This is a genomic window from Leptospira levettii, assembly GCF_002812085.1.
Classification (GTDB): domain Bacteria; phylum Spirochaetota; class Leptospiria; order Leptospirales; family Leptospiraceae; genus Leptospira_A; species Leptospira_A levettii.
In genome coordinates, this window is the sequence record NZ_NPDM01000001.1 from 1 (window position 1) to 12,829 (window position 12,829).

9 protein-coding genes and 1 rRNA gene are annotated in these 12,829 nt (G+C 36.9%); 6 read left to right on the forward strand and 4 right to left on the reverse strand.

The features are described from left to right. A 16S ribosomal RNA gene (locus tag CH354_RS00005) occupies positions 1 to 343 on the reverse strand; the annotation flags it as partial. Between the two features lie 582 nt (positions 344 to 925). Here CH354_RS00005 and CH354_RS00010 point away from each other — a divergent pair. The 3 genes from CH354_RS00010 to CH354_RS00020 are packed head-to-tail and all read left to right on the forward strand — an operon-like array spanning position 926 to position 4,449. Further along, complete coding sequence (locus tag CH354_RS00010) at positions 926 to 3,319, forward strand: S8 family serine peptidase (protein WP_100726412.1); 2,394 nt, start codon at positions 926 to 928, stop codon at positions 3,317 to 3,319. 20 nt (positions 3,320 to 3,339) lie between these two features. Next, entirely contained in the window at positions 3,340 to 3,876 is a 537-nt protein-coding gene (locus CH354_RS00015) for a hypothetical protein (RefSeq protein WP_100726411.1), read from the forward strand. Positions 3,877 to 3,912: 36 nt separating this feature from the next. Further along, entirely contained in the window at positions 3,913 to 4,449 is a 537-nt protein-coding gene (locus CH354_RS00020) for a hypothetical protein (protein WP_100726410.1), read from the forward strand. Positions 4,450 to 4,624: 175 nt separating this feature from the next. On the opposite strand, the gene CH354_RS00025 is transcribed toward CH354_RS00020, so the two are convergent. After that, on the reverse strand, positions 4,625 to 6,406 hold the full coding sequence (locus tag CH354_RS00025; RefSeq protein WP_100726409.1) for a methyl-accepting chemotaxis protein: 1,782 nt from the start codon (positions 6,404 to 6,406) through the stop codon (positions 4,625 to 4,627). A gap of 137 nt (positions 6,407 to 6,543) precedes the next feature. Next, positions 6,544 to 7,743: a metallophosphoesterase gene (locus CH354_RS00030; RefSeq protein WP_100726408.1), complete on the reverse strand. Its 1,200-nt coding sequence runs from the start codon at positions 7,741 to 7,743 to the stop codon at positions 6,544 to 6,546. Between the two features lie 70 nt (positions 7,744 to 7,813). Between CH354_RS00030 and CH354_RS00035 the strand changes: the two genes are divergently transcribed. After that, positions 7,814 to 9,322: a malate:quinone oxidoreductase gene (locus CH354_RS00035; protein WP_100726407.1), complete on the forward strand. Its 1,509-nt coding sequence runs from the start codon at positions 7,814 to 7,816 to the stop codon at positions 9,320 to 9,322. Here the strand turns inward: CH354_RS00035 and CH354_RS00040 are convergent. Beyond that, positions 9,315 to 10,568: an OmpA family protein gene (locus CH354_RS00040; RefSeq protein ID WP_100726406.1), complete on the reverse strand. Its 1,254-nt coding sequence runs from the start codon at positions 10,566 to 10,568 to the stop codon at positions 9,315 to 9,317. The two genes, CH354_RS00035 and CH354_RS00040, sit on opposite strands and share 8 nt — an antisense overlap. A gap of 101 nt (positions 10,569 to 10,669) precedes the next feature. Between CH354_RS00040 and CH354_RS00045 the strand changes: the two genes are divergently transcribed. Next, positions 10,670 to 11,851 carry an NAD(P)/FAD-dependent oxidoreductase gene (locus CH354_RS00045; protein ID WP_100726470.1) on the forward strand — a complete coding sequence of 394 codons (1,182 nt, stop codon included), beginning with the start codon at positions 10,670 to 10,672 and terminating at the stop codon, positions 11,849 to 11,851. A gap of 1 nt (position 11,852) precedes the next feature. Beyond that, positions 11,853 to 12,797, forward strand: a complete 945-nt coding sequence (locus tag CH354_RS00050; RefSeq protein ID WP_100726405.1) for a sigma-70 family RNA polymerase sigma factor — start codon at positions 11,853 to 11,855, stop codon at positions 12,795 to 12,797. Positions 12,798 to 12,829: the final 32 nt, after the last annotated feature.

Genomic DNA, 12,829 nt, shown 5'->3' on the forward strand with positions numbered 1-12,829 from the left:
AACTGCTGCCTCCCGTAGGAGTATGGACCGTGTCTCAGTTCCATTGTGGCCGTTCACCCTCTCAGGCCGGCTACTGATCGTCGCCTTGGTAGGCCTTTACCCCACCAACTAGCTAATCAGCCATGGACCCATCTAAAAGCGCATTGCTGCTTTAACCAATCCCTGCTACCAGGAACCGTCACATTCGGTATTAGCACAAATTTCTCTGTGTTATCCCCAACTTCTAGGTAGGTTATCCATGTATTACTCACCCGTTCGCCACTGGTATTGCTACCCGTTTGACTTGCATGTTTAAGACGCGCCGCCAGCGTTAGTTCTGAGCCAGGATCAAACTCTCCGTGTTGAAATCGGTATTGCTACCAATTTATTAATTACAGAGTTGTTGTTATCAGCCGAATGCTGTAACAACTACACCTAGTCTTCATTTGAGAGAACGTTTCCATTCCCTCGGTTTTTTCTCGCTAGAATTGTCTTGGAGTCACGCTACTGTGTATGTTGTAAAAGAGCTTTCTTTGCAATCAAGTCAGTTCCCTTCCAGGCTTCACTCAATCACCGTTTCACCATCATTGGGAATGTACACTCTACGTCAACCATCTATTGTAAAAATTGTCCCGGATTATGAGACATTTTGCATTTTTTTTATGAGATATGGAGAGGGAACTAGCAGGGAAAAATGGATCGAATTTGGATAGTTTGGGATTATGTCACATTAATTTGCGGCAATTATTGAAACCGTACGAATTGCACAAGGAAAACTAACAGCTATTATGGCATAAGTCCAGAGAATGAATTATACTCAAGTATAGGTAGTTAGTTTTCCCAAAACCAAACAGCTGTCTTCTTTCGCAAAACGGACGATAGTTTTTATTGGATATCTTCAAATAAAATTGACTAAAACAAACGTTATATTGAAATTCTGCATGATATGCGGCCAATAAATCACAATCGAAAATTATTTTTATTAACTTCTTTAATCTTCACACTTGCTTTTGTATTGAGTTGTGAAAAAAAACAGACGAACAAAGGTAACCTACTTACATCTCTTTTTTATTCTCCCCCTCCGACAAATTCTTTAGATCCGATAACAGATCCTATTCGGGAAGGTGGAGAGATCCAAGCAAATATAGTTGTAGAAAAAATTAAATCTGGCGAGTACCAAATTAATCCTGGAGGTCCGCAAGAAGGAAAGTTAGGAATTCAGGGATCTTACACAAATTTACCAAGCGCGGATTTTATCTATCGTGATGGTGCCCCTAACATTGGGAAAGTAATACCGAATCAAATCAAGATTCAGATTAAAAAAATTATAGTAACCTCTGAAGACGGGCTTGAATTGGAAACAAATTTCAATTCCACTCTCGTTGACATTATTTCTTTTGGAATGAATGCACCTGGTATAGCGTCAATTTCAAATATTCCAAGTGGAAAGTATAAATCTATCAAGTTCGTTCTAGATGCTAATCACGGGAATGTATGGATCAATGAAGAATCATTTGGATTTCATCTTACAAATTCTACACAAATTGAAATGGAAGGCAATTTCGAAGTAATTACTGGTATCACCACAAATATTAAACTAAACTTCGATTTATCTCTATTGCAATACAATTACTCAGTGAATTCTTTTACACTGCCAAGTCAAATCGTCACTATAACCAAAACATCCTTTGAGTTACCTTTCACGCCCGGAATTCTCATATTAAAACTAACAAAATCAATTGAAAACATTGATTCCAAAAAAGTGGGAATTCAAGAAATTGATGCTATATTAGAAAAATATTCTTTGTTGTCCATCTTACCTTTTGTTGCGGATGACACAAATGTAGATAAAGAAACTGCAAAATTAATTGGACTCGATCGGACATATTTCCTTTTGTTTGAAGCAAAGGTAGACCTACTCCAAGTAAACTTTGCTCTCACAAATAAGCCAGGTATTGAATGGGTAATAACAAATACAAAAACCGAAACATCTGCAGTTCCAGACGATCCCGAGGCCAATACAGGTTGTTTTTTCTGTACAAAATATCAGATAGCATATTTAACAGCAATTAATGCTTATAATGGATGGAACATATCAACTGGTTCACCTGCTGTAAAAATTGCTGTTATTGATTCGGGAATTGATGATACACATCCTGATTTGGTAGGAAAAATTATACAAAATAGATCTTTTGAACCAGCAACTTGCTACCATTGGGGCATATTCCCTTACGAATGTGTCACACACTCAGCTATGTCTAGACCCTTATTCAATGGAAAATTTGGATGGAATCATGGAACCCATGTGGCAGGTACAATTGGAGCTTCCACTAATAACGGTATTGGAATTGCAGGGATTACTTGGTCAAACCCCATTATCGCAATCAATGTGTTTTATCCCGGTATAATGAATGATCCAATTTCTAGTGATCGTCTAATCGCTTATGGAATACTAGATGCTATAAATGCCGGAGCAAAAGTTATTAATATGAGTTTAGGTGCTGAAGGTTATGAATATTGCCAATGGGGATGTTTAGTAAGAATTCACACTTCTGCTTTGACCAGAGATGCCGTTCGTTATGGGGAAGCGAAACGAGTCGTAATGGTTGCTTCTTCCGGAAATAAAGGCAGAAGGATTTCACCTTTCCCAGGTACATCACAAGAACGTGGTTCATTTCCTGCTTCATTTAATGAGGTTATTTCTGTTGGGAACTTAGATGCCTCGAATTCATATAGTTTTAGGTATCCAGATTCAAATTACGGGAAGGTGGATATTGTTGCACCAGGTAGTTTTATTTTGTCTACATCGACAAATAATCAATATATTTTTATGACTGGAACTTCTATGGCAGCTCCCATGGTTTCTGGGCTTGCTGCATTAATACTTTCCGTTGATCCCAATTACCATCCAAAAGATGTATTAAAAGCTATGTGCAATCAAGCCACACCACTCACTCAAACTGGAAATCCAATGATCGACAGGGAATACTTTGGTTGCGGACGGATCAATATTGGCGCAACACTTGCAGCATTAGTTCCTGCTCCGCTTAGACCAAACATTGTATCATATTGTGGTGCCGTCGATCAAGTCGCATGTCCAGCTGGTCGTTGGTTTTTACCTTGGGAATTTCAATTTGTTGCAACAGGAGGTACTCCTCCATTTCAATGGACCTATGAAGATGGGGGATTACCAACAAATTCATGGTTAGATCCCAATACAGGACGTCTGGTTGGTGGAGCCACGTGGTGGTTTGGTCCTGGTTGGACTTTCATGCTAAGAGTTACTGATTCTGCTGGCCAAAGTGATATTCGCAGTTTTTACTTTGCGTCGGGATTATAAAAGGAGTTTAAAACAAACTTATGAAAAAGCAAAAACTTTCTAAAAATACCATTTGTGCATATTTAATCTTTTCGTTTTTAATCACTTTCTTCGGAATTTCATGTCGTGATGCTTCTACAGATTCAGGATGGGTGCCATTATCTCTCATTACAGTTACTAAGAATGTGGAAGACCAAGAAAAACTTAATCAGTGTATGGGTGTTCTACCTCCTGGTTATTACTGTACAGCCGACCTTACACCTTACCCTACGAATATTTTACGAGTCGATCTCAGACTGGGAAATGAGCAAATTTCCACATTAAACACTGCATCATTGCCTTACTATTCTGGTGGTTGCACTAGATACTATGAAATCGTATGGAACGATGCAACGATATTCAAAAGAACAACTTTATACTTTTGGCGAGGTAATAAACAGGGAGTTTGTGCAATTCAATTTCAAAAAACAAATGGAGAAACAAAAAACTATTTGCTTAATTTACCAGAAGAAGAAGGTATCATCGAAGTCTTAAAAGAAGTGAGTGTAGACGGTTTCACACTCACTTTCAGCCGATAGTATTCTCAATTCAAAACATTTTATTAGATTATAGATATGAAACAAATTCGAAAATCAGTCGAAATAATACGAATTCCATATTTTTGCATTCCATTATTACTCTTTGTTCTTACATTCATTTCCTGCAAAGAGGACACAAATAACTCAAGTGTCATTCCACTTTCGTTAATCACAATTGCGAAAGAAGCGGAAGAACAGGATAAACTCAACCAATGTATGGGAAGAGTTCCTGGCCAATTTTGCATAACGATTGTCGAACACTACCCTACTAACATTCGTCAAATTGAACTCTTACAAAACGGAAATCAAATTGCCTTGGTTGATGCCACTGGTGTTCCCATCACGGATGCAATGTGCTCTGTATATTACAATATTGAATTGGGAAATGGCACTCCTTACCGAAACGCTAAGATTTATCTCAAAAACACGGACGGAGAAATTTGTGTGATAGGATGGGAAAAAAATGAAGGTGGGACCATTGACCAATTATTAAATTTAATTGGTGAAGAGAAAAATCTAAAAACGATTACAAAAATTGATTCAATGGGTATGACCTTAAAATTCACTCATTAGAAACCAAAGAAAAAAGAGAATCTTAAAATAACTTTCAAAAGCTTACCCAATAGTTTGACAGATTCGGTACGTTTTTGAAATTTTTCTCTTAGATCCGATGATCCTAATTTACTGTATCTCAATCGATTTGAAAGGGTAGGAAACTAATTTTAATCAAATATTTTCCCATCCTCATTCAAAATCGAAACCGAGAAACGATTTTTTCCATGGACTCAGAAACCAATTGCAAACGATTTGCCTCCTCGGAAATTTCACCGAAGGTAGTTGAAATCTGAGAATGATTTTCCCATAACTCCTGTAAGTTGGAATTGGATGTTTCTGTGTATATGGTTTGTAACTCCATTTCACTTGTGATCTTTTCGGCATCCATTTGGAATTCTCCAACCAGCTCTTTCAGTGACTTCACATTTTCCGAACTTGTTTCACTTGTGTGCCCAAAGAGTTGAGCTACTTGGGAGATTTCTTCAAATTTGGATTTAACATCATTATTTGTGGAGATAATCTCTTTCATGGATTCCAAACTTTCTTTGGATGCAACCTGAGATAATTTTACAACACGTTTGATCTCTTCTATGTTTTTAGCTGTTTCATCGGCAAGTCGTGATACTTCACTGGCAACCACTGCAAAACCACGTCCCATGGATCCAGCTCTTGCTGCTTCAATGGATGCATTGAGAGAGAGTAAATTCACTCGATCCGAGATATCTTCGACAATAGAGATGGCAGATTTAATATTTTCACTCATTTGGTTCATGAGTTCCACTTTTTCATATGCAGATTGAATGGCGTCTCCTGAAACCTTCACAGTGCCAATCGAGTGATTTGTATTGATTACTAGTTCTTCCGCTTTTATTGCGAGATTTGTCATCTCTTGTGTCACACGAGTTAATTCATTTGCCAAAAAATTAGTTTTGTCTTTTTGAGATAACACACGTTCATAAGTGGCTTTTGATAAGTTTTGGATTTGTTGCACGGAAGTAAATGTTGAATCAATTTTATTTTTTTCAGAGACAACTTGTGAATCGATCTCAATACCTTTGTTCAGAATCGTTTTGGAAGTATCGGAGAGTGTGACTGCTTCTTTTTTTGCAGTTTGAAAATAGACACGTAACGAATCCATAAACAAATTAAGTTTTACAATTGTATGACTTAAGTTTGTCGCCGAAAGTTGCGGGATCGATTCCGAAAGTTCTCCTTTAGATAAAGTTTCAATGGAATGATTGAGGTTCCCGATGTCTTCTTTTAATGATTTACTACCTACATAAGCAGCATACACCATAATCACAAGCATCATCACAAATACAATCGGCAATTGATAAAACCAATAAGGGGATCGAAAGTTTGTTGCTAAAATTAAAAACAAATAGTATCCAAATGTTAACATCGGTAATATTGCAACTGCCAAAACTGTACACAAATTTCTTTGGAATACACCAAAAACACGTACTTTGGATTCATCTAATGGAACATCTGCAAGGGATTTGTTACGTAAAACTCCACTTAAATATACTTCTGATTGGAAGTAGAAAGCTAAATATATAATAGGAACTAACATCACGCAGGCGTATGGAAGTGCAAATATTTCATTCCATGGTAAACCTAGTACTGTGACTGCCATAAATGAAAATCCGAAAATAGAAATTGTCCAACGGATTAGGATCACCCTACCTTCCCAACGTGGGTGTTCCAATAATCCTTTTTTCAATTTTGAGATCGCTTCTACATCTGTTAGGTGAGAATAACCAAGTAAATGTTTTAAACGTCGAGTGCGTAAAGTGATCCCTACTACCAAAGGAACAAGTGACAATAAAGTTCCAAGTAAAGCAAGTTGGATGAGTGTATCTGTGTCAAAACCAGAGGCGAATAAACAAAAATTGATAAAATATGGAAAGATTAAGAGGTATAAAGGAGCTTCAATGGCAATAGATAATTTCCTAATCAAACGATTCTCTGTCATTCTCCGCTAACCTACCTTGCGATTTGACAAAGATTTCAGAAAAGCAAAGTGAAAGCATCTATTTTCATATTTTTTTTACCAGTGAACAGAACAGGATGACCGTTCCCTGGCACATTCAAACTACAAAATAGTTCCAATCAAACAGTAGATTGTAATTCCAAGACCGAAATCTCGGAGGGTGCTCCCAAACGAAACGGAGGCCCCCAATAACCTGTACCTCGGCTTACATAAATTTGTGTATCCTTATAACGATGGAGTCCAGCTACAAATTTTTGAGCAAAATAAATGAGAATGTTACCAGGGAAAAATTGCCCTCCATGTGTATGGCCAGAGATTTGTAAATGAAAACCTACTTTGTTTGCATCGTACACGCTATTCGGTTGGTGAGCCAAAAGGATTTTAAAATCCGAATTTTCCCCACCAGCCATGGCTCGTTTGGGATTTGTTTGGTGGGATTTAATCATAGATCCTGCAGTTAAATCGGTAACACCTGCCATTAATAATTTAGCATTCCCTACCGGGATGGTTTGGTTCTCATTGAGTAAAACTCGAATTCCTAAAGATTCTATCTCTGGTAACCAGGATAAAACTCCAGAATAATATTCGTGATTTCCGGTTACATAATAGGTTCCAAATTTCGATTGGATATCGGCTAAAGGTTTTAAGTGGTGTTTGAGTGTCACTGCGGGACCATCTACTAAATCTCCAGTGATGACAACTACATCAGGAGTTTGTGCATTGATTTTTCCAACCACTCTACGTAGGAATTTTTCTTTAATTGTAGGTCCGATGTGAACATCCGAAATTTGTACGATTTTAAATTGATGGAGGTCAGGATGTAAATTCTTAACTGGAATTTTAACATGTTTGGTAGTTAATCGAACATGTGCATTGTAAAACCCAAGGGAACTCAGTGCCGTCGCAACAACAATGGTTGAAAATGCCAAACTAAAATTTTTTACCTCTGTCACTCCATCAATCGGAAATCCGAAATGAAGTAAGGTTGAAAACAAAAGTCTTGAATAATCAGAAACTATCCCAATATCAAATAGTCGTAGAAGGTCCATGAAGAGAACCAAGGTGAAAAGGATCGAAAAAAATCCAAAATTGGTGAAAGTGACATAGGCAAAAAAAGTCTGGGTTTTTTCCCGTTTAGACATGCGACTAAAGGCGTAAGTTAAGGGAACAAGGATAACCAGAGCTCCAATTCCGAAAAGAATCATAGTGACGATGGGACCATTCAGTGAAAGTCCTGAGATTAAACGAAAGGTAGAATAATAATAGATAAATCCAAGTAAGGATGTTAATACTGACAAAAATACAAAGAACGCTTTCAATGAGATTACCCTATATATTGGACAGTTTTTTGATCGAGAAAGTGACCTTTATTCAGACAAGAAGGATAGGATGAAAGAAAAAGATACAATTCGAACCAAGTCAGATGTGATTCTCATCGGAGCGGGAATCATGAGTGCTACATTAGGAGTTCTATTAAAAGAATTAAACCCCCACCTAACGATCACAGTTTTAGAGAGACTTGATGCTGCGGCACGCGAAAGTTCCAACGCTTGGAACAATGCAGGCACAGGACACTCAGCTTTTTGTGAATTAAATTATACAGTTGAAAATGAAGATGGCTCCATTCAGACCAAAAAAGCCCTTCAAATCGCTGAATCTTACGAAATTTCGAAGGAATTTTGGGCCTACCTTGCAGGTATCAAACAAATCATTGATCCAGAGGATTTTATCCATTCGGTCCCTCATTTTAGTTTTGTTTGGGGTGATGAAAATGTTCGTTTTTTAGAGAAACGATTTAACGCACTCAAACAATATGAATTGTTTAATGGACTGATCTACACAGAAGACAGAGAAACAATTTCAGAGTGGCTCCCCCTAGTCATGAAGGGTCGTGATCCAGATGAAAAAGTAGCAGCAACACGAATGGACTTAGGAACTGATGTCAATTTTGGAACCTTAACACGTGCTATGTTTCGTTACCTAGAAACGTTTTCGGATGTTCATGTTCACTATTTTGAAGATGTCAAAGACTTGGAAAGAAGTGAAAACGGAAATTGGCACCTAACATCTCATAATTTACAAACTCATGAAAAAGAACACCATGAAGCAAAATTTGTCTTTATAGGTGCGGGTGGCGGAAGTTTACCTCTATTAGAAAAATCTGATATTCCTGAGGCATCTGGTTTTGGAGGATTTCCAGTCAGTGGTCAATGGTTACGATGTAAAAACAAAAACATCATTAAAGAACATTTTGCAAAGGTTTATGGAAAGGCAAATGTTGGATCACCTCCAATGTCTGTTCCTCATTTGGATACACGAATCATTGAAGGGAAAAAAGAATTGTTATTTGGACCTTACGCTGGTTTTACGACAAAATTTCTCAAAAAAGGTTCTTATTTGGATTTAGTAAAATCTTTGGAATTAGATAATATTTTCCCTATGTTATCTGCAGGGATGCACAACCTTCCTTTAACAAAGTATCTGATTAGCCAAGCCCTACAATCTCACGAAGATCGAATTGAAGCATTAAAAGAATATTTCCCTGAAGTGAATTCTGAAGACTGGGAACTCGTTGTCGCAGGGCAAAGGGTTCAAGTCATCAAAAAAGATGAAGAGGAAGGTGGAGTATTAGAATTTGGAACAGAAGTTGTATCAGCAAAGGATGGATCCCTTGCTGCATTACTCGGAGCAAGCCCGGGTGCATCAACTTCCGTTTCCATCATGTTGGAAGTTTTATCAGATTGTTTCCCCAATGAAATGAAATCTAAAGATTGGAGAGACAAATTAAAAACCATGATTCCAAGTTTTGGTGAATCAATGAAAGAAAATCCAGAACTCTGCTCGTTTAGTCGAAAAAGAACAGAGGAATTATTAGGATTAAAAACCTTGGTTACTTAACTTTTTTCCTAAGTTCGATCACAACTTTTTCCTTCGACTCCACAGTGTACATGGCTGATCCTTGTGTGGAGTCGATGATCCTACGAGGGCTCACACCTTTTTCTCGAAGGACACGAGAGATAGCCTGGGCTCTTTCAAATCCCAAATCATAATTTTCAAAGTTACCTGGTAAGTCCTCTTTGTAAGGCGATGTATAAGTAATGATGAGAATATCATATTCTTTAAATTCGTTTTCTAAACTTCTCGCAATCGCATCTAACCTCGCTCGACCTTCCAAATGGATGCGGCTTGATGGTAAATCGAAGATCTCACTTGCAAAGAACACAAAACGTTCGAGTTTCGATTCATTGGGTATACTTGCTGTTTTCAATTGGTCATCGTTAGGGATGGAATCAATCACTCGTTTGGGAGTTTCTTCCTGAGGATACGTATCCTTTTTTGATAATGAAAAGTTGATTCCAAATCCAAACTTTCCAGCTGTTTCTTCGTAATTACCCTTGTTGCTATAACCAGAGTTTGGTGCCTTATAATTGACTATATATGTATTTGCATGTTCTACTTCGGTGCTAAGAAAAAATCGATCGGTGATATGATACCGGACTCCAAGACCACCAAAAACTCGATTCACGGTTCCACCATATAAATTTTCAGATCCGTAACCTGCTCCAATCTTTACATACGGATCAAAGGCACTGTTTGGATTCATATGAAAAAATAAATTTACATCAGCAGTTAACGCATTATAGAAATCTCGTTTTTTTTGTAAAATCAATTGAGCCAAATCACCTGCGTTTAGTAAATCGAGTTGATTCGAAACTGATCCGCTAAACAAAGCAGATCCAGTGACTACTCTCGAGTCCACAGTGCGAAAATTAGCAGAGGAAATCACTTGGTTTGTAGCAGAAAGACCAATCCCAAAATATTTAAAAATTCCATACTCAACCCCAAGTTCTCCGCCTTTACTAGAAAGCCTTGTTCTATCTTCAGTAAATCCAGTATAGAACGTATAACTAAGATAACGTGAGGTTATATCTGTAGAAACTGTATTGAGTGCAAGATAACCAGGAAAATTATAATTAAAAACTCCTTTTTGTATAGATCCAGAATTGTTACCAAAACCACCAATTCCCATTCCATAAAAGATCAGATTTCCTTTATCAAATCCTTGGCCCCATACGAAAGTAACTGGATAAAAGGAAAAAATCAAAATTGCCCAAAAAACAAGTTTTTGTTTCCATTTCTGCATGGGTGATCTTGTTCCAATATCGTTTGTTAATGCAAGTTCATTTTTTCTCTAAAATTGTCACAAACCTACCCCCTTCTTTCGTCATGTTAAGGAGGTTTCCTATGAAAACAAAGGTTTTGATTTTAGGTGCAGGTTATGCGGGCATACTCTGCGCCAATCGTTTGCAAAAACAAAATAAGGATATAGAAGTAGTACTCATTTCCAATTCTGAGTTCTTCCACGAAAGGATTCGTTTCCACGAACTGGCGTCTCGGAGAAATGAGAAAAAAATGAAAGTACAAGATCTCATTCGAAAAAAGATCCAGTTTACAATTGGTAAAATCACAAAGATTTCACCTAATTCCAATGAAGTGGACGTAAAAACAAATTTTGGACCAATTGTTTACAATTATGACTATTTGGTAGTCTCTATTGGAAGCCAAAATACGAAAACCCAGTTAGATGGTGAAAATTCAATCCAATCCAAAGAATCATTGGAATCATTTTTAAAATCAAAATCTCCTAAAGGTATAGGACATTTATGCATATTAGGTGGTGGTCTAACAGGCATTGAATTTGCTTCGGAATGGAAAGAAAAATATCCAAAAACTAATGTTACCATTGTGGATCAAAATCTATTTGCAAAATCCTTTTCTAAACTTGGAAGGAATTATATCAAAAATAAATTTGAGTCCTTAGGAATTGGAGTGATCGAATCGAAGGGAATTGAAAAAATTGAGAAAAATAAAATTCGATTCCTAGACCAAACAGAGTTACATTACGATACACTGATGAACTGTACAGGCTTTCAGGTTCATGATTTACTGACAAAATCTGGTTTTAAAACAAATGACTCCAACCAAGTTTATGTTGATCCTTTTTTACGATCCAAACAATACGATAATGTATATGTTGCTGGAGATGCGGCGAAGTTAGAACCTTCGCATTTGCGGATGGGTTGTGTTACTGCATTACCGATGGGAGCTTATGTAGCTGATACCATTTCCAATGTACTCCACAATCGAAACCTTTCTCCTTTTGAATTTCATTTTTTTGGACGTTGTGTTTCTCTAGGCAGAAACGATGGTCTCATCCAATGGACAAACTTCGATGATTCTCCAAAAGAAAAAATAATCAAAGGAACGTTAGGAGCATTGATCAAAGAATGTGTGAATCGTTTTACACTGATATCATTAAGGTTGGAAAAATACCTACCATTTCGATTTTATTTCTGGCCACAAGGGAATCCACAAAACAATCCAATTGGGTTTGAGGAAAAATTGATACAACGGGGAGAAACTTAATTTGGAAAATCTACAATCCTTTTTAGAATGGAAACCTTATTTGTTTTCAATTGCTTATCGAATCACTGGAAGTTATGCAGATTCTGAAGATATTTTACAAGAGAGTTACCTTAGGTGGCTCTCAGCAAATCATATTAAGGTAGAAAATCCGAAAGCCTATTTAGGAAGTATCGTAGCAAGGCTTGCTTTTGATTTATTAAAAAAGGCTTCCCGAAAAAGAGAAACCTATATTGGTCCTTATTTACCAGAACCAATTCCTGAACTTACGTCCGATATCGATGATGAAAAAATAAATTTTGCATTTTTAGTGTTGCTGGAAACATTAAACCCATTTGAACGTGCAGTTTTTTTATTACGTGAATCGTTTGGTTTTGAGTTTGAATTAATCTCAAAAATTATTGGAAAATCCCCAGAATACACAAGAAAAATTCTTAGCAGAGCAAAACAGGCATTAAAAGAACGAAGAAAAAAATTTGATCCAGATCCCAAACACCAAGAAAAACTTTTATTGGAATTTAGTTTGGCATGTATCAAACAAGATACAAAGTCCCTTTCCCAATTACTAAAAGAAGATGTGGTTGCCTATTCAGATGGTGGTGGAAAAGTACATGCAGCAAGAATTCCGATTCCTGGAATCATCCGAGTCATAACGTTCTTAAAACAAACAATCAAAAAGGTGAGTGATTCATCAATGGTTTACTTCGGTTATGCGAATGGTAGTCCAGTCACCATTGGTTATGGGAAGGATGGATTTCCCAATTTTGTACAATTCATTTTGATTGAGGGGAACCAAATCAGTGAAATTTTAACAATAACCAATCCTGACAAATTGAAAGGGTTTCAAAACAAAGACCTATTAAGAAAATTAGGATATATACGAAAACCTAACTATTTCTTACTCACCTTTTTATGGATCAAAATTAAAATCTTCGGGATTGGAAAATAGATTGAAGGATCACCTTAAATCGAATCCTCATA